Origin of the sequence: Aquabacterium fontiphilum, assembly GCF_009909205.1 — a bacterium.
Classification (GTDB): domain Bacteria; phylum Pseudomonadota; class Gammaproteobacteria; order Burkholderiales; family Burkholderiaceae_C; genus Aquabacterium; species Aquabacterium fontiphilum.
Map to the genome: position 1 here is coordinate 54,447 of NZ_JAAAPN010000003.1, position 18,225 is coordinate 72,671.

The window sequence follows — 18,225 nt, forward strand, 5'->3', positions numbered from 1 at the left end:
AAAAGGTCAAAATCAGGGGCCTGCGGGTCATTATTGGGTGTCCGCCTATACTCGAACACAGTAACAACCCGGTTGAGACAGCGCATGAAATTCCAAGGTACCGACCAATATGTGGCCACCGATGACCTGAAACTGGCCGTCAACGCGGCCCTGCAGCTGCAGCGCCCCTTGCTTGTCAAGGGCGAACCGGGTACCGGCAAGACCATGCTGGCGGAGCAGGTTTCCCAGGCTCTGGGCATGCCGCTGTTGCAATGGCACATCAAGTCCACGACAAAAGCGCAGCAGGGGCTCTACGAGTACGACGCTGTCAGCCGCCTGCGTGACAGCCAGCTGGGCGAGGAGAAGGTCAAGGACATCCACAACTACATCGTCAAGGGCGTGCTGTGGCAGGCCTTTGAAGCCGAGCAGCCTGTTGCGCTGTTGATCGACGAGATCGACAAGGCCGACATCGAGTTTCCCAACGACCTGCTGCGCGAACTCGACCGCATGGAGTTCTACGTCTACGAGACCCGTCAGCTGATCAAGGCCCGTCACCGCCCTCTGGTGATCATCACGTCGAACAACGAGAAGGACCTGCCGGACGCGTTCCTGCGCCGCTGTTTCTTCCATTACATCCGCTTCCCGGACGCGACCACGATGCAGCAGATCGTCGATGTGCACTTCCCGCACATCAAGAAGGATCTGCTGGCCGCGGCGATGCGCCAGTTCTACGAAGTGCGTAACCTGCCCGGCCTGAAGAAGAAGCCGAGCACGTCCGAGCTCATTGACTGGCTCAAGCTACTGGTGGCCGAAGACATTCCGGCCGAGGTGCTGCAAAGCAAGGACGACAAGGCCGCTGTGCCGCCGCTGGTGGGCGCGTTGCTCAAGAACGAACAGGATCTCAGCCTGTTCGAAAAGCTCGTCTACATGGCGCGCCACAACCGCTGAGCATGCCTTGACAGGCGCTGCCGGGGGTCAGGCCGCGCGTCGGATCTGCGCAGCCACGACGCGGTTACGGCCTTCGCCCTTGGCGCGGTAGAGCGCCTCGTCTGCCCGGCGCAGGATGCCGTGCAGCGCCTCGCCCGGGTCGTGGGTGGAAGCCAGCCCCACACTGACGGTCACGCTGATGTTTTCCTCTGCCCACGGCACGACCGTGTGCAACACCGCCTCACGGAAGCGCTCGGCCGCTTGCAGTGCGCCCTCGACATCGGTGCGCGGCAGCAGCACGCAGAACTCCTCGCCGCCGAACCGGGCCACATGGTCGACCTCGCGCGCCTGACTCTGCAGCACGGCCGCCACCGCACTGAGCACCATGTCGCCTGCGGCATGGCCAAGCCGGTCGTTGATGCGCTTGAAGTGGTCCACATCGATCAGCAGCAATGCAAAGGGGTCGCCGAAGCGGTGAAGGCGCTGGGCCTCCTTGTCCATGAGGGCCTCGATGGCGCGGCGGTTGAGCAGGCCCGTCAGCGCGTCGTGTTCCGAGAGGTATTCCAGCCGGCGAACCAGCCGCATGATGACCACATAGCCAAGGACGAAGCACCCCACCACCGACAGAGAAACACTGAGGAACACCACCCAGAACTTGAGCGTCTCGATGGTGTAGGGGGCGCCTTCTGCGCCGGGCACCCAGCCCAACGAGACGACGGCGATGGCCACAAACATCGTGGCTGCCAGCATGTGAACGGCCGCGCACACCCAGGCGGTGGTCTTATCGAACTCGGTGTAGAGCGCTGGAAATGTCTGACGGGCGCTCAGCGACAGGATGAGGATGGAGACAACAACGGCGGTGAGGGCGCCGGCCTTGACCCAGCCGAACGGCAGACAGATGCCAAGCGTCCAGATCGTGAGCGACACCAGCACGGCCCACTGCAGTAGATCGCGCGTGGGCAGGCGCAAGAAGGCCTGCAACCCCCGGCGCAAGCCCATGGCGCCCCAGGTGGCCAGCGTGGCCGACACCAGCACGCGCCATGTGTCACCGCCAAACTGGTCCACCACCAGCAGCACCAGCGCCAGCCCGTTGGTCAGACTCGACAGCATCCAGTGCCGGGCAGCCCGGCGTGACAGGCCCATCACTGCCCCGCCGATCAGCCAGGTGAGCGTCGTCAGCGTATGGGTCAGCAGGATGAAGGCCAACAACTGGTGGCGAGGTTCCATGGAACAGCTAAGGTCACATCGGGTTGGCGCGGCGCCTACCCCGGGAACGGATCATGCCCGAATGGCCGAGCGTGGGCGACTGGAACGATCCAGGGCCACAATACGGGAACAACGGCGAGACTTCTATGCTCATTGATTTCTTTTTCGCTTTGCGGTCGGCCCGGTTGCCCGTGACGATCCCCGAATACCTCACCTTGCTGGAGGCGATGAAGAACGGGGTGATCGAGCCCACGGTGGATGATTTTTACCACCTGGCGCGCCTGACGCTGGTCAAAAACGAGACACACTTCGACAAATTCGACCGCGCCTTCGGAGCGTATTTCAAAGGCGTGTCCGAATCGGTGGATCTGACGCAGGGCATTCCCCTGGAATGGCTGCGCAAGCACCTCGAGAAGGAGCTGAGCCCCGAAGAGCGCGCACAGATCGAGCGCATGGGCTGGGACAAGCTCATGGAGCGCTTCAAGCAGCTCATGGAAGAGCAGAAAGAGCGCCACGAGGGTGGCAACAAGTGGATCGGCACGGGCGGCACCTCGCCTTTCGGCGCCTATGGCGACAACCCCGAGGGCTACCGCATCGGCCAGGACCGCTCGCGCAAGCGAAGCGCCGTGAAGGTCTGGGACAAGCGCGAGTTTCGCGATTACGACGACACGATCGAGCTGGGTACGCGCAACATCAAAGTGGCGCTGCGGCGGTTGCGAAAGTTCGCGCGTACCGGTGCCCACGAAGAGCTCGATCTGGATCACACCATCCACGCCACGGCGGCAAACGCCGGCATGCTGGACATCAAGATGGTGCCTGAACGCCACAACGCCGTGAAGGTGCTGCTGTTGATGGACATCGGCGGCACGATGGATGATCACGTCCACCGGGTGGAGGAGCTGTTCTCGGCGGCCAAGTCGGAGTTCAAGCATCTCGAGTTCTACTACTTCCACAACTGCGTCTACGACTTCATGTGGCGCAACAACCAGCGGCGCTACACCGAGAAGATCCCGACGTGGGACATCATTCGCAAGTACAACAAGGACTACAAGCTGATCTTCGTAGGCGACGCGACCATGAGTCCCTATGAGATCCTGCAACCGGGGGGCAGCGTCGAGTACAACAACGACGAGCCTGGCGCAGAGTGGATCGGGCGGCTCATCCATGCCTTCCCGAGCCATGTCTGGATCAACCCGGAACCGCCCGGTGTCTGGCCCTATCGCCAGAGCATCGACATCATTCAGCGGCTGGTGGGTGGCCGGATGTATCCCATGAGCCTGCAAGGTCTGGAATCGGCCATGCGTCTGTTGAGCAAATGACCCGTCTGCGTGGGCGTGCGGGCAGCGCGGCTTGTGTGGCCGCTGCGTGGCTGTGGTCGTGCGGCGTGGCTGTGGCCCAGGAGGCCGCCGTCGCGCCACGGGATGCTGCGGCCGCTGACCTGGCGCCCCCCCTGGCCGCGCAGCCGCTCCCCGCGACCGCAGGGGGGCAGGCAGCGACGCGTGCGCCTGTCGTCTGGCAGTTGAAGGTGGTGGCGCCGGACGAGCTGCGCGCCTTGCTGCTGCAGTATCTGGATCTCGCGCGGTTTCAGGACCAGAAGGAAAACGGCGAGCCGGTGCGCGTAAGCCGTGCGGAGTTGCGGCGCCTGGTGGCGGCCGTACCGGAGCAGTCGCGCGCCTTGCTGGAAGCCGAGGGCTATTTCGGCGCCCGTGTGGCGGTGCGGGTCGACGACCCTGGGCAGGAGCGCCCGCAGTTGGTCACAGTCACGGTGGAGCCCGGTCCCCGTGCGCGCATCCGTTCGGTGCGTTTCGTGTTCGAAGGCGAGCTGGATCAGCAACTGGACGCCGAAGACACTTACGCGACGGGGCTGCTGGAGCGCTTGGAGCGCGAATGGGCGCTGCCCGCTGGCGCGCTGTTCTCTCAAGGCGATTGGTCCGCTGCGAAGAATGCGGCGCTCGCGCGCCTGCGATCCGAGAGCTACCCCACAGCGACCTGGAGCGGTACGTCGGTCACTGTCGACGCCAGCACGCACGAGGCCCGGCTTTTTCTGGTGGCCGATTCGGGGCCGGAGTTCCGCTTCGGAACGGCGCGCGTGGAAGGGCTGCGCGCGCAGCCTGCTTCGGCGGTGTTGAATCTCGCGCCGTTCCGCCCAGGCGAGCGGTACAGCGAGCAGTTGCTGCTCGACTGGCAGGAGCGCATTCAGAAGCTCAACCTCTTCGAGGGCGTGTTCGTGTCGGCCGATCTGGATCCGACCCAGGCTGAGGCGGCACCGGTGGTCGTGCAGCTGCGTGAGCTGCCCCTGCAGGCGGCCACGCTGGGGGTGGGCGTCAGCAGCGATACCGGCCCGCGCGTGTCCGTGGAGCACCTGCATCGCAATGCCTTTGGGCTGGGCTGGCAGGCGCGCACCAAGGCGCAGCTCGGCAGCAAGGCCTCGGACGCGCAGCTCGACCTGACATCGCATCCCTGGGAAGGGCGGCGACGCGGCCTGATTTCGCTGCAGGCGGCCCGGTTCGAAGACACCTTCAATGCCATCAACACCAGTCAGCGCGTGCGCGTGGGTCGTCTGCGTGAAGGCGAGCGGCTGGAGCGCACCAGCTACCTGGAGTTGCAGCATGCAGCCGTGCGGGATCGGGACGGGCAGGACGTGTCCAATGCGACCGCGCTCAGCGGCACGGCCCAGTGGATCCTGCGCGAGGTGGACAACCAGGTGCTGCCCACGCGTGGCTACACCAGCCTGACCCAGCTGACGTTGGGACGCACCTACGCCTCGCGGGACGAGGAGGGCTGGTTCAGTCGCGTCTATGGCAAGGTGAACGCCTATCTTCCCTTGCCCAATGACTGGCACTTGAGCGTGCGTGCCGAGGCGGGCCAGGTGTTCACGCCAGGTAAGGCCAGCGTGCCGGATCCCTTGCTGTTCCGTGCCGGCGGCGATGAGTCGGTGCGGGGCTATGCCTTTCGGTCTCTCGGTGTCAACCGCGATGGCATCGTGGTGGGCGGGCGCAGCATGTACACCGGCAGTGTGGAGCTGGCCCACCCCCTGCCCAAACTGCCGCCGTCGGTCTGGGGCGCTGTGTTCGCCGATGTCGGGGACGCGGGTGAGCGCTTCAAGGATCTGCAAGCTCGCACTGGCTACGGCTTTGGCGTGCGATGGCGCAGCCCCGTGGGGCCTTTGCGGCTGGATCTGGCTTACGGCACCAAGGTGTCGCAGTGGCGGCTGCATTTCAGCGTGGGGATCAGCCTGTGAACGCGGTCTGGAGCCTGCTGGGCAAGTTGGCGCGCTCCGTGGGGCTGCTGCTGGCAGCGCTGGCGCTGGTGGTATGTGGGGCCTGGGCCATGCTTCACAACGCCTGGACGACGCGTCAGCTGCTGAACTGGGTGCCTGGTTTGACCGTCCAGGCGCCACAGGGGGCACTGCTCGGGGACTTCCGAGCGGAGCGCGTGGTGCTGGCGCTGCCGCGGGGCGGACAACTCGCGCTTGAGCAGCCGGTCTGGCGAGGGCTGGCCCTGCGGTGGGATGCGGGTGCGCCCTATCAGTTCGGTTTGCGGGCCGACGCATTGGGCGCGGCGCGGCTGGATCTGCAGTGGGTGGCTGCCCCCCCCGAGCCGCAGCCGGCCACGCAACCGCCCACTGATCTGGTGCTGCCTGTCTCGCTCGACGTGACGCATCTGCAGCTCGGCGAGATCCGCAGCAATCTGCTAGGCGAGGTCGTCGTGAGCGGTCTGGATGCTGCCGTCGCGCTGCAGTCCCCTGTGGACGGCTCGCAGGCCGGGCACCGTGTGGTGTTGCGTGCGTTGGCGTTGCAGGGTGGCCCAGTGCCGCGCTGGGGGCTGCGCGGCGAGGCCCGCGTGCTGGCCCGAGGGGCCATGACGGTGGCGGCCACGCTGGCCGCAGAGCGTGCGGCCGAGACGGCGCAGGGCGACACCGGCGAGCTCAATGTGGCCGTCGAGGGGCCGTTGCGGCGCCTGGTCTGGCGGGCGGCTGGCGCCTTGGCGCGCCCGGGCGAGGCGCCTGCTTCGGTGCAGATGAACGGCGTGCTCGATCCGTTCGCACCCTGGCCTGTGCTCGCACTGGCTGGCACCCTCAAGGACCTCGATTTGTCGGGCTGGCATGCCGGCTGGCCGCGCACCGGCCTGAACGCGACGGTGTCGCTGGCCCCGCAAGAAGGCGGCGTTGGTTTGTCCGGCGAGGTGGCTGTCACGAACTCTCAGGCCGGTGCGCTGGACGCCGGGCGCGTGCCGCTGCGGGCGCTGAAGGCGCGCATGCAGTGGCAAGCCCTGCCGGGACAGACGCCATGGGAGGAATGGCTGCGCGGGGCGGTGGTGGATCTGGAGGCGCGGCTGCCGGTGACGCCTGGGCGGGGGGTAGACGAAGCCACCTTGTTCATTCAAGGGCAGCCGGGGCATGACGAGGGCGTACGCGTGCGCTGGCAGGCGCTCGACGCCCGTGCGCTGCATGGCGCTGCGCCTGACCTGTCGACCCAGGCCAGCGTGACGTTGCGTCCGCAGTGGCAGGGCGCCGCGCTGTCAGGCGCGAGCCTGCAGGGTGAAATGTCGGGCACCCATGGGCGCGCCGCACAGAGCCAGCCGGTTCGCCTGACGCTGGATGCCCAGTATCGGCCTGGCGAGATCTTGCTGCGCAGCTTCAACCTGCGCGCGGGCGGTGGACAGGCGGATGTGACGACCGGCCGATTCCAATGGCATGAGGCCGGGGGATGGCAGGCCGATGCGGCCGCGCGTTTCCAGGCGCTGGACCCTTCGGTGTGGCTGCCTTGGCCGGCAGCAGTGCAAGGCCGCCATGCGCTGAACGGGCGCCTTGTGCTCGCGGTCGATGCCGACTGGCGGGGGCAGGCGGAACTGCAGCTCGACGACAGCGTGCTGGCTGGCGTGCCTGTGGCAGCGCAACTGCAATGGCGTTCTCCCAAGGATGTGGCGCGCATGGCCCTGCAGGCTCAGGCCCGTGCTGGCGGTAACACGGTCGAGGGCAAGGTGCTGGTGCCGTGGCGACGGGGCGCGCAGGGGCAGTGGGAGCCCGTCAGGGGCCTCAACGGCGAGTTCCAGGTTCAGGCTCCCCACCTGGCTGCGCTCGGTCCGCTGGCTCCGCTGTGGCAAGGCCGTGACGTGCAAGGCCGACTGTCTGCGCAGGTCAGGTTCCAGGGCGAATGGCCCGCGATTGAAACGGACGGGCAGGTGCAGGCGCATGCGCTACTGCATCTGGGGGCCGACGGCACACGCGTGCAGCTGGGCAGCGTGACGGCGCAATGGGACTGGCGTGGCGGGCAGGCGCAGGCACCGGTTGCCTTGCAGGCTCGGCTGGAGGATCTGCAGCTGGACGCGGTCCGCGTGGATGAGGCGACTTTTTCTCTGGACGGCACGGTAGGCGCGCATCAGGGTCGCTGGCAGATGCTGGCGGTATTGCCGCCGTCCGGTGAGGCCGCGCAGCGTTGGCGCGCGATGGGCAGCCTGCAGGGCCAAGGGCGAGTGGCGGCCGAGGTGGGGGAGTGGCGGGGGCATCTCCGCGAGGTGCGGGTGACCCAGGAGACGCCCTCCGTGCAGGAGTGGGTGCGAGTGGCGGATTTGCCATTGAGTTGGCGGCAGGATGCTGACAGCGCGTCCTGGCGCGTGGGCGCTGCGTCGCTTGAGCTGGCGGGCCTGCCCTGGCGGGTGACGCAGGCGATGTGGCAACGGCCACGCGGCGGGGAAGGGGCGCAGGGCGAGTTGCAGGCCGACCTGGTGCTCGAGCCATTCCAGGTGGCGCGTTGGGCCACCAATTGGCGCCTGCGTGATGACGTATCGGGCGACCTCGTGGTGGCCGGCAGTGTCCGACTGCGGCACAGTGCGCAGGCACCGTGGCAGCTGCAGGCGCAGCTTTCGCGTCAGTCCGGGGATCTGTCTGTGATCGAGGCGGCCATCCAGGGTGGGCAGGCGCAGCGGCTGGGCATCCGGGAGGCGCGGGTGACCCTCCAGGCCGATCAGGGCGTGTGGGAGCTGACCCAGGAGCTCGACGGGCGCACGCTGGGCACCGTCAAGGGGCGACAGCGTGTGACCGTGTCGGATCCGCACCGCCTGCCGGCTGCTGCCGATCCAGTTTCGGGTGAACTGGTGTTGCAGGTGGAAAGCCTGCGCCCTTGGGGTAACTGGTTGCCCGCAGGCTGGCGGTTGGGCGGACGGCTGGACGCACGCGCTCAGATGGGCGGCACGCTGGGTGGCCCTCGCTTCAGTGGCCGGGTGACGGGCGACAACCTCAGCGCGAGCCAGTTACTGGAGGGCATCGCTGTGAGCCAGGGGCGCCTCGTGCTGGAGTTGGAGGGCGAGCGCGCGCGCCTGCTGGAGCTGAGTCTGCAAGATGGGCTGGGCGGGCAACTGCGTGTGACTGGGCAGGCCGAGCTCGGCGAGCAGCCGCTGGCGAATCTGGACGCCACCGCCACACGGTTTGCCGCGTTGCAGCGCGTGGACCGACGCGTGGTCGTATCGGGCCAGCTGCAGGCCCGGCTGGCCCAGGACGACGTGCAGGCCCGCGGCCAGTTGCGCGTGGACGAAGGGCTCATCGACATCTCGCGGTCTGACGCGCCCACGATCGGCGACGATGTCCGGGTGATCAACCGGCCGGGCGTGCCGGACGATCCGGAAGAGGCCGGCGGCCGCAATGGGCGTGATGTGCAGCGACGCGTGGATGTTGCTGTGGGCATCGACCTGGGCGAGCGCCTGCGGTTGCGGGGTCGCGGACTGGAGGCCACGCTCATGGGCCAGCTGCGCTTCACCACGCCGGCCAACCGGCCCAGTCTCAGCGGCACGATCAATGTGCGTGACGGGGTGTATGCCGCCTATGGTCAGAAGCTGGTCATCGACCGCGGGGGCATCACGTTCACCGGTCCGATCGAGAATCCCCGGCTGGATTTGCGCGCGATGCGGGCCCAGTCGCCAGCGGCGCAGGCCGATGACGTGAAGGTGGGCGTCACCATCACTGGCACCGCGCAGGACCCGCGTATCCGCTTGTACTCGGAGCCGGCCATGTCTGAAACGGAAAAGCTGTCGTGGCTGCTGCTGGGGCGTGCGCCGACGGGGCTGGATGGCGCGGACATTGGCCTGCTGCAGACGGCGGCCGTCGCCTTGCTGTCAGGGGAGGGCGGTGGGCCCAGCGACACGCTGGTCAGCCGCCTGGGTCTGGATGAGTTGTCGATCCGACAGACCGATGGCACGGTGCGCGAAACCGTGGTGAACGTGGGCAAGCAGGTATCTGAGCGCTGGTATGTGGGCTACGAGCGCAACCTCAACGCCACAGCGGGCAACTGGCAGCTCATCTACCGTGTGGCACAGCGCTTCACGCTCCGTGCACAGGCCGGCGAAGACAATGCGCTGGATCTGATCTGGCAGTTCCGCTGGCGCGGCCGCGAGCAGCTCAGCGAGCCGGCGGCCCGTTGAGGCCTGCCGGGTTTCGCGTGCAAGGACGCGCGGGTACGCCGGCTCAGGGGTGCAGCCGTTTGCGGATCTGGCGTGTGCCCCACCAGATGGCCAGCACGACGAATGGGGTCAGCGCGCCGGCCAGCATCTCGGGATTGACGTGGATGCCGGCCGCCTTGGCCGCCTTGCCGCCGTACAGGATGAGGCTGACAACGTAGTACGAGATGGCTGCGATCGACAGGCCTTCCACCGTGCTTTGCAGTCGCAGTTGCAGTTCCTGCCCGCGGGTGAGCTTCTCCAGCAACTGCTGGTTCTGCGATTCTGTGGCGATGTCGACCCGCGTGCGAAGCAAGGCGCTGGTGCGCTCGATGCGTTGTGACAGCGCGTTGAGCCGCTGCGCCGTCGCCTGCACCGTGTTGATGGCCGGTGCGAGCCGCCGCTGCAGGAACTCGCCCAGCATCTGCGTGCCCGGGATGGGTGTTTCGCGCATCTGCTCAATGCGTTGCTCGACCAGACCGTGGTAGGCCATGGTGGCCGAAAAACGGTACATGTGGCTGGCTGTGGCCCGCTCCACGCGGGCCGCCAGGCCGATCAGCGTGTCGAGCAGTTCCTGATCCGAGGCGTCGGCGCCTTCCATGCGCGCGGTGATGCCGGCCAGCTGGCTCTCGGCCTCGCCGAGCATGGGAGCCAGCTCCTTGGCAACAGGCAGGCCTCGCAGGGCCATGAGGCGGTAGGTCTCGGCCTCCAGCAGGCGCTGCGAGATCCGACCCACCCGCAGCTCGGAGGTGCCCGGTGGCGAAATCACCAGCAGGCGTTCGAAGCCGCTGGGGCGAAGCCGGAAGTCGGTCATCGCGCAGGATCGGCGCACCCCGAGCCACGACGCCAGCGGCTCGCGGCTGTTCAGCCAGGGCTCGGCCAGCTGCCGCATGGCGACCGGGTCATCAACCTCGCCATGCACCATGGCCATCATGATGGCCGCGACCGTACGGCCAGGAATGGCTGCCAGCCACTGGGCCGGCACGGCCAGCGAGGCGATCAGTTGCGCTTCGTCGCCCTCCGAGAGGGCGCCTTCGGGCAGGGCCTGGACCAGCGAGTAGCGCGAGAACTCGGTGTGGCGCTCCCACTTGAGGGTGTGGTCGGCAAAGCGCAGACGCAGGAAGTTGCCCGCCAGCGCGTCGGACGTCAGTTCGCCTTGCCCGGGCAACTGGCGCAGGTGCGCGCATTCCTGCTCGCGCGTGATGCCGTCGTTGAGCACCGCAACGTAGACCACCAGCGCAGGCAGCCGGATGCGGGCCGGGGGGCGTGCGTGCACCTCGTTGTGCAGCACCACACGGGCCGGATCATCCGGAGGCAGGGCGGGCGCGGTCAGACCGGCCAGTGGTGCGCGAGCGAGCGAGGATTCTGTCGTGTGCGGCATGGCGCCATTGTCCGTCAGCCCTGCATGGGCCGGCCCGCGCGGAGGGGCGAGCCGCTGCCTGGCTCAGGGGCCCGTTCAGAACGCGTTGATCGGCAGCTTCAGGTAGTGACGTCCGTCGGCCTCGGCCGGCGGCATCTCGCCCGCCCGGATGTTGACCTGCACCGATGGCAGGATGAGCCGCGGCATGGCCAGTGTGGCGTCACGGGCCTGGCGCATGGCCACGAAGCTGGCTTCATCGATGCCCTCGCGCACATGGATGTTGCGCTGGCGCTGTTGGCCGACGGTGCACATGCCTTGCGGCGGGCGATCGGTGGGCGGGTAGTCATGGCACATGAACAAGCGCGTGTCATCGGGCAGCGCCAGCAGCCGCTGAACAGACTGGTAGAGCTGGTGCGCATCGCCACCGGGGAAGTCGCACCGCGCCGTGCCGACATCGGGCGGGAAGATGGTGTCGCCCACGAAGACCGCATCGCCCACCTGATAAGCCATGTCGGCTGGGGTATGGCCAGGCACGTGCCACACGGTGGCGGTCAGTGTGCCAATCTGGAAGGTGTCCCCGTCTGCAAACAGGTGGTCGAACTGCGAGCCGTCCGCAGCGAAGCCTTCCTCCAGGTGGAACAGCTTCTTGAACACGCCCTGAACGCGCTGGATGGGGGCGCCGATGGCGATCTGCCCTCCCAGTCGGCGTTTCACATGCGGTGCAGCTGAGAGGTGATCGGCGTGGGCGTGCGTCTCGAGGATCCAGTCCAGCGTCAGCTGTTCGCGTTGCACAAAAGCGATCACCTCGTCGGCGGATTGCGTGCCCGTGCGTCCGCTCGCACCGTCAAAGTCGAGCACCGGGTCGACGATGGCGGCACGCCCACCCGGGCGGTCGTAGACGACATGGGTGAACGTTGAGGTGTCTTCGTGGAAAAAGCTTTGAACGTGGGGGACGGCGTGAGCCATGGTCGATCTCCTGTGCACCGGGTTCTGCAGGTGCCTGATCTCACTTTATTGACTGACAATATATCTGTCAATAGAATATCAATCATGAAAGTGAACTCGCCTCTTCCTCCTTCTTCGCCTGCCCTGTCTGAAGACCGAGGCGAGCCGTGTGATCGCCCCGGGGTGCCCGTGCCTGATCTCGCGGCGCTGCAAGCCTCGGCGGCGAAGGCGTGTGCCTTGCTCAAGGTCATGGCACACGCGGACCGGCTGGTCTTGCTGTGTCGGTTGGCGCAAGGGGAGTTCTGTGTCAGCGAGCTGGAGGCCGATCTCGGCATTCGGCAACCCACGTTGTCTCAGCAACTGGCGGTCCTGCGCCAGGAAGGGCTGGTCGACACGCGGCGCGATGGCAAGCACGTGTACTACCGGCTGGCCAGCGAGGACGCTGCCGCGGTGATGGCCGTGCTGCACAGCCGCATGTGCGGTGCACAAGGCTGAATCGCTTGCCTTCCATGCGCACCTCGCCCGTCTTCCGCATCCACCGTGCTCCCTGGGCATGGCCACCCGCGTGGTGGCACCGCTGGTCCCGGGCCGACCTGCCTGGTGACGTGACGGCCGGTTTGGTCGTCGCCGTCATGCTGGTGCCGCAAAGTCTGGCTTACGCCATGCTCGCCGGCCTGCCGCCGCAGGCCGGACTGCTGGCCAGCGTGCTGCCTTTGCTGGCCTACGCCCTGTTCGGTAGCAGCCGCACACTCTCGGTCGGGCCGGCTGCCATCACGTCCTTGATGGTGGCGCAGGCGCTGGCGCCATTGGCGCCGGCCGGTTCGGTCGCGTACCTGGGCTTGTCGGCCTTGCTGGCTGTGGGCAGCGGCCTGCTGTTGATGGGCATGGGGCTGCTGCGCCTGGGCTTTCTGTCGCAGCTCATGAGCCAGCCCGTCGTACAGGGCTTCACCGTGGCGTCGGCCGTGTTGATTCTGGCCGGGCAACTCGGGCCCATGCTGGGCGTGGGCAACCTGGGGCACACGCTGCCCGAGATGGCGCTGTCGGTGTGGCGCGCGCTGCACGACCAGGCGTGGCATGGTGGGGGCGACATGGCGATCGGCCTGGGCGCCGCCACGATGTTGTGGGCAGGGCCTCGCGCCATCATGCGCTTGGTCGGGGCCGAGCGTGCCCGAGTGGGCATGCTGGCGACACGGCTGTGGCCGCTCGCGGTGTTGCTGCTGGCCGGCGCGGCTGCGGCAGGGTGGAATCACGTTCAGCCCGAGGCCGTGCGGGTCGTCGGCGGACTGCAGTTGGGGGGCTGGGCCGAAACCTGGGACGGTCTGCGTGGCGTGGCAGACGCGGCCACGCTGCGCGGTCTGGCGCTGCCAGTGCTGTTGGTCGGCCTCGTGGGCTTTGTCAGCAGCGTGTCGGTGGCTCAGACCTTCGCGCTGCGCGAAGGGGACCGCGTCGACGCCGACCGGGAGTTGCTGGGTCTGGGGCTGGCCAATGTGGGGGCAGGGCTGCTTGGTGGCCTTGCCGTGGCGGGTGGGCTGTCTCGCACCGTGGTCAACCAGGCAGCCGGTGCACGCAGCCCTCTGGCAGGGGTGGTCACGGCGGGGCTGCTCGTGGCGCTGATGGCGGTGCTCTTGCCGGCGCTCGCCTGGCTTCCGCGTGCTGCGCTCGCGGCGGTCATCGTCATGGCGGTGGTCAATCTGGTGTCCTGGCAGCCGCTGCGCGTCACCTGGTCTTACGACCGCGCCGATGCTGGCGCGTTCGTGGCCACCGCCGCCGGCGTCATGCTGGTGGGCTTTGAAGCAGGGCTGCTGGCAGGGCTGACCTGGTCGCTGGCCGCCATGATCTGGCGCCGCAGCCAGCCTCATGTGGCCGAGGTGGGCCGGGTGCCCGGAAGCGAGCATTTCCGCAATGTTGCCCGCCACCAAGTCGAGCGCTTGCCTGGGGCGGTGCTTATCCGCATCGACGAGAGTCTGGACTTCACCAACATCCAGCAGGTCGAACACCGGCTGTGCGAACTCATTGCGGGGCGTCCGGAGGCACGCCACGTGGTGCTGCTCATGAGCGCGGTCAACCACATCGATCACACCGCGCTGCAGGCATTGCTGGCGTTCGACGCCTCCCTGACCGAGCAGGGGCGTGTGCTGTACCTGACCGACATCAAAGGGCCCGTGGCCGACCGGCTGCACGCTGGCGAGTGGTCGCGGCGCTTCGCGGGCCGAACCTTTCTGAGCGCGCAGCAGGCCTGGGAGCGGCTGACCGCGGCAGGGCCCATGCATTCCACCACCGGGGCCGCAGGCCCCTCTCACTGAAGCAGGAGAAGTTCCATGAAAGCAAATGTTGGCGGCATCGACCGCATCGCACGCATCGGCGCCGGCGTCGTGCTCATCGCGCTGGCGGCCACGGGCACCGTCGGCGCCTGGGGTTGGATCGGCGTGGTGCCCCTGGCCACCGGGCTCATCGGCTGGTGCCCCGCGTATCTGCCCTTCGGGCTGTCGACTTGTAAGACCCGCTGAGCCCTGGGGCCAGCGTAGGCTGGTCCAGCAAGATCCGCTTCAGCGGATCTTGCTCAACAGGGATTCCATCTCCTGGATGACATCGCCCAGTTGGGCTGGCACGGCCTGTCCCTGCTGGGTCAGCGTCTCCTCCAGTTGCTTTTCCATGAAGCACAGTGTCATGCGCATGTAGGTGGAATCCAGTGCCTTGCGCACCGCGGCCATCTGCGTGGCGATGGGCAGACAGCCCTCGCCGGCCTCGATCATGCGCTGGATGCCACGTAGCTGACCTTCTGCACGTTTGAGGCGGTTGAGGATCTCCGTGCGGCTCTTGTCGTCGTCCAGTGCGGCCATGTTGCTGTGATGCTGAAAAGCGGAATGCGCCATTGTCCTATGTCTTGACCGCGGCCGCTGGCGGCATGGCGGGTTCGGCGACCAACAGCGTGCCCTGACGCAGCCCGCGCCATGTGCTGCTGCTCAGCATGAGGATCACGCCCGAGGCGAGTGCCAGCGTGGCCACGGCCGCGGTGTGCCACACGACGGGCAGGGCAGGTGTGGTGAACAACCACATGCTCAGGCTGGCCCAGGCCGTCATCGGAAAGCTCATTCCCCAGTAAGGCAGGCCGAAGGGCTGGCTCAGCAAGCGCCGTCCCTGCGTGAACACCAGACCTGCAAGCAAGGCGCTGGACAGCGCCCACGCCAGCCACGACCACAGCGCGGCTGCGCCCAGCGCAGCCAGTGCGATGCCGATGACGGCCGGTGGTGCCACCTGGATGAACAGCGCTGGCGCGAGACGGTCAGGCAGGGCAGGACCCTGTCGTGCCCGGCGCCACATCATCGCGCTCCATACGGGCCACAGGATCAGCCCGAGCCCGAACTGCAGGAGGGACCAGGTTTCATGGCCCAGCGCCACGCCGCCCAATGGGGTCAACACGTTGCCAACGATGGGAATCAGATGGACAGGGGTGACCAGGCCCAGGCCACCTCCTTTTCGCCACCAGCGCTGCAACACCCACACGGTCGCCAGCAGCTGCCCGGCCGAACCCATGAGCCAAAGGACCTCGGCCAGCGTGAGCAACATGCCTGCTGCCGTCACACCTCGACTGACCAGCGGCGCTGCATGCCAACTTAGCCAGGTGCCCAGCAGCAGCATGGAGACGGGGATGGCTGCGACAAAGGCATGGCGGACAGGGTGAGCCAGGTCGTCGCGCCAGGCCCGGCCGAACCGGCGGCCGCGCCATGCCGATGCGATTGCCAGGACCGTGAACAGGGCGAATGCGACTGCGCCAGCCACACGGGCCACCCACAGCGCTTGAGGGCCCATCAGGGCGGCGGCGCGGGTCCAGGCCATGGCCAGTCCGATCCAGCCCATCACGAGGGTGAACCAGCCGGGGTGAAGGTGTTGCAGCGGGGCAAAGACAGACATGGTTGGTATTGTACCCACGGGGGTATGTGGTGTGTATCTTCTGCGGTGCGTCTCGTGTAGCGGCCGGGCTTTTTGGTGGAAGATGTCAGATCCACCTTGCACGATTCCTGCCAGCGCGCCGCATGCCCGATTCCAAGCCCGTTCCCGGTCACAGTCCTTTCTATGCCCATCTGTCCCGCCTGCGCTTCATCAAGCGCTGGGGGCTGATGCGCAATGCCGTTGAAGAGGACGTGGCGCAGCACAGTTGGGAGGTGGCGGTGCTGGCCCACGCGCTGGCCGTGATCCGCCGCGACGTGCTCGGCCAGCCGGTGGACCCGAACGCCGTGGCCGCCCGCGCGCTGTTTCACGATGCGACCGAGGCCATCACCGGCGACCTGCCCACGCCGGTCAAGTACTCGCCCGCCATGCGCCAGGCCACGGCCCACCTGGAAGACGAGGTGGCCCGCGAGATGACGGCCCTGCTGCCCGAGCCCGTTCGGGCTGCGCTGGCGCCGATGATGGACCATGCAGCCTGGCCCGCAGACGAGGCTGCGCTGATCAAGTCCGCCGACCGGCTGGCCGCCTGGCTCAAGTGCCGCGCCGAGTTGCGCTACGGCAACCGCGAGTTCGAGCAGGCCGAGCAGCAAGTGCGCGACAAGATCCACGCCACCATGACGCCCGAGGTGCGCTACTTCCTTGATGTGTTTGCGCCGGCCTATGAGCTGACCCTCGATTCGCTGATGCAGGGGGGCTGAGCGGCATGCACGCCAACATGCCGCTGATCGTCACGCTGGCCGCGGCGCTGGGGTTGGCGCTCGTTCTGGGCTTTGCGGCCTCGCGTTTGCGCCTGCCGGCGTTGGTCGGCTACCTGGTCGCCGGGCTGGTCATTGGGCCGCATTCGCCGGGCTTCGTGGCCGATGTGGACCTGGCCATGCAGTTGGCCGAGATCGGCGTCATGCTGCTGATGTTCGGGGTGGGCCTGCATTTCTCGTTGGCCGATCTGATGGCGGTGCGACGCATCGCGGTGCCCGGGGCGGTGGTGCAAATGGCCGCTGCCACCGGCATGGGCGTGGCCGCCGCCTGGTGGTGGGGCTGGAGCTGGCCGGCTGCACTGGTGTTCGGCCTGGCGCTGTCGGTCGCCAGCACGGTGGTGTTGCTGCGTGCGCTCGAGAGTCGGGGTGCCCTGGATTCGGTCAACGGCAAGATCGCCGTGGGCTGGCTGGTGGTCGAAGACCTGGCCATGGTGCTGGTGCTCGTGCTGCTGCCCACGCTGGTCGATGTGGCGGGTGGAGGCGGTGGCAGTGCAGCGGATGAGTCCGGTGGCCGGGGTCTGCTGGAAAGCCTGGGGCGCACCTTGCTGGCCGTCGGCGCTTTCCTGGTCGTGATGCTGGTGGCCGGCCGCAAGGTGCTGCCCTGGGTGCTCTGGCAGATCCACCGCACCAGCAACCGTGAGCTGTTCACGCTCGGCGTCATGGCCGCGGCCGTCACGATCGCCTATGGCTCGGCAGCGCTCTTTGGCGTGTCGGTGGCGCTGGGGGCGTTCTTTGCGGGGCTGGTCCTGCGTGAATCCGAGTTCAGCCAGCGCGCGGCGGAAGAGTCGCTGCCCTTCCGCGATGCTTTTGCCGTGCTCTTTTTCGTGTCGGTCGGCATGCTGTTCGACCCCCGCGTGCTGATCGACAGCCCGATCCACGTGCTGGTGGTGGCCGCCATCATCATCCTGGGCAAGTCGCTGGCGGCCACCGTGCTGGTGCTGGCGTTTCGTTACCCGCTCAACACCGCGCTGACCGTGTCCGTGAGCCTGGCGCAGATCGGCGAGTTCTCGTTCATCCTGGCCGCCCTGGGTACCTCACTGGGCGTGTTGCCGCCCGAGGCCAAAAGCCTGATCGTGGCCGGGGCCATCCTCTCCATTGCGCTCAACCCCTTGCTGTTCTCGGCCGTGGAGCCCTTGCGGCGCTGGGTGCTTGCGCGCTCGGCGTTTGCGCGCAAGCTGGAGGCGCGCGACGACCCGCTCGCCGAGTTGCCGATGACCACCCATCAACGCTATCTTGCGCGGCAAGTGGTGCTGGTGGGCTTCGGGCCGGTTGGCGAGCGCGTGGCTTCGGCGCTGCACGATCGGCGCATCCCCTTCGTGGTGGTGGCCAACAGCCGCGAGGTGGTCGAGGGCCTGCGTGCACAGGGTTGGCCGGCCGTGTTCGGCAACGCCACCGAGCCGGCCACGCTGATCCAGGCCCATGTGGCCACCGCCCGACAGCTGGTGGTCACCGGGCATGCCGCCGTGGAGGCCTTGTCCATGCTTGAGATCGCGCGCATGCTCAACCCGGAGATCGTGGCCCTGGCCGAGGTGGCCAGCGAAGATGAGGCGCGCTGGCTGCGGCAGTCCGGCTTCAATGAGGTCCTGACCCCCGAAGCCGGGCTGGCGGGCAGCCTGGGGCAGGCTGTCATGGCCCACGGCGCCATTCCCGCGCCCGCCGGCACCGAAAGCTGAT

The 18,225-nt window shown here is 67.5% G+C and carries 14 protein-coding genes; 9 read left to right on the forward strand and 5 right to left on the reverse strand.

From position 1 onward, the window contains the following. The first annotated feature begins 84 nt into the window (after nt 1-84). Nucleotides 85-927, forward strand: coding sequence for an AAA family ATPase (locus GTZ97_RS04025; protein WP_201748159.1), 843 nt, complete (start codon nt 85-87; stop codon nt 925-927). Between the two features lie 27 nt (nt 928-954). Here GTZ97_RS04025 and GTZ97_RS04030 read toward each other — a convergent pair whose 3' ends face one another. Beyond that, entirely contained in the window at nt 955-2,133 is a 1,179-nt protein-coding gene (locus tag GTZ97_RS04030; protein ID WP_161649247.1) for a GGDEF domain-containing protein, read from the reverse strand. Between the two features lie 125 nt (nt 2,134-2,258). On the opposite strand from GTZ97_RS04030, the gene GTZ97_RS04035 reads away from it, so the two are divergent. Genes GTZ97_RS04035 through GTZ97_RS16960 form a run of 3 tightly spaced genes read left to right on the forward strand, consistent with a single transcriptional unit; the run spans nt 2,259 to nt 9,528 of the window. Continuing rightward, on the forward strand, nt 2,259-3,431 hold the full coding sequence (locus tag GTZ97_RS04035; protein ID WP_161649248.1) for a vWA domain-containing protein: 1,173 nt from the start codon (nt 2,259-2,261) through the stop codon (nt 3,429-3,431). Next, on the forward strand, nt 3,428-5,353 hold the full coding sequence (locus tag GTZ97_RS04040; RefSeq protein ID WP_161649249.1) for an autotransporter assembly complex protein TamA: 1,926 nt from the start codon (nt 3,428-3,430) through the stop codon (nt 5,351-5,353). Before GTZ97_RS04035 ends, GTZ97_RS04040 begins: the two co-directional genes overlap by 4 nt. Continuing rightward, nucleotides 5,350-9,528 carry a translocation/assembly module TamB domain-containing protein gene (locus GTZ97_RS16960; protein WP_161649250.1) on the forward strand — a complete coding sequence of 1,393 codons (4,179 nt, stop codon included), beginning with the start codon at nt 5,350-5,352 and terminating at the stop codon, nt 9,526-9,528. The genes GTZ97_RS04040 and GTZ97_RS16960 overlap by 4 nt, the downstream gene beginning before the upstream one ends. Nucleotides 9,529-9,571: 43 nt before the next feature. Here GTZ97_RS16960 and GTZ97_RS04050 read toward each other — a convergent pair whose 3' ends face one another. Then, nucleotides 9,572-10,924: a DUF3422 family protein gene (locus tag GTZ97_RS04050; protein WP_161649251.1), complete on the reverse strand. Its 1,353-nt coding sequence runs from the start codon at nt 10,922-10,924 to the stop codon at nt 9,572-9,574. Nucleotides 10,925-10,999: 75 nt separating this feature from the next. Continuing rightward, complete coding sequence (locus tag GTZ97_RS04055) at nt 11,000-11,869, reverse strand: MBL fold metallo-hydrolase (RefSeq protein ID WP_161649252.1); 870 nt, start codon at nt 11,867-11,869, stop codon at nt 11,000-11,002. An 84-nt stretch (nt 11,870-11,953) separates the two neighbouring features. Here GTZ97_RS04055 and GTZ97_RS04060 point away from each other — a divergent pair, with 84 nt between their 5' ends. Genes GTZ97_RS04060 through GTZ97_RS04070 form a run of 3 tightly spaced genes read left to right on the forward strand, consistent with a single transcriptional unit; the run spans nt 11,954 to nt 14,355 of the window. Continuing rightward, the gene (locus tag GTZ97_RS04060; protein ID WP_161649253.1) at nt 11,954-12,343 is read left to right on the forward strand and encodes an ArsR/SmtB family transcription factor; all 390 of its coding nucleotides are present in this window, start codon (nt 11,954-11,956) and stop codon (nt 12,341-12,343) included. A gap of 14 nt (nt 12,344-12,357) precedes the next feature. Then, entirely contained in the window at nt 12,358-14,151 is a 1,794-nt protein-coding gene (locus tag GTZ97_RS04065) for a SulP family inorganic anion transporter (protein ID WP_161649254.1), read from the forward strand. A gap of 15 nt (nt 14,152-14,166) precedes the next feature. Continuing rightward, nucleotides 14,167-14,355 carry a YgaP family membrane protein gene (locus GTZ97_RS04070; protein WP_161649255.1) on the forward strand — a complete coding sequence of 63 codons (189 nt, stop codon included), beginning with the start codon at nt 14,167-14,169 and terminating at the stop codon, nt 14,353-14,355. Between the two features lie 39 nt (nt 14,356-14,394). On the opposite strand, the gene GTZ97_RS04075 is transcribed toward GTZ97_RS04070, so the two are convergent. Both GTZ97_RS04075 and GTZ97_RS04080 read right to left on the reverse strand, forming a co-directional pair. Further along, nucleotides 14,395-14,688: a metal-sensing transcriptional repressor gene (locus GTZ97_RS04075; RefSeq protein WP_161649256.1), complete on the reverse strand. Its 294-nt coding sequence runs from the start codon at nt 14,686-14,688 to the stop codon at nt 14,395-14,397. Between the two features lie 37 nt (nt 14,689-14,725). After that, complete coding sequence (locus GTZ97_RS04080) at nt 14,726-15,760, reverse strand: SLAC1 family transporter (protein WP_161649257.1); 1,035 nt, start codon at nt 15,758-15,760, stop codon at nt 14,726-14,728. A 122-nt stretch (nt 15,761-15,882) separates the two neighbouring features. Here GTZ97_RS04080 and yfbR point away from each other — a divergent pair, with 122 nt between their 5' ends. Together yfbR and GTZ97_RS04090 are read left to right on the forward strand one after the other, a co-directional pair. Then, a complete protein-coding gene (gene yfbR, locus GTZ97_RS04085) occupies nt 15,883-16,494 on the forward strand; it encodes a 5'-deoxynucleotidase (protein WP_161649258.1) in 612 nt (203 codons plus the stop codon). 5 nt (nt 16,495-16,499) lie between these two features. Beyond that, nucleotides 16,500-18,224: a cation:proton antiporter domain-containing protein gene (locus tag GTZ97_RS04090; RefSeq protein ID WP_161649259.1), complete on the forward strand. Its 1,725-nt coding sequence runs from the start codon at nt 16,500-16,502 to the stop codon at nt 18,222-18,224. Nucleotide 18,225 lies beyond the last annotated feature (1 nt).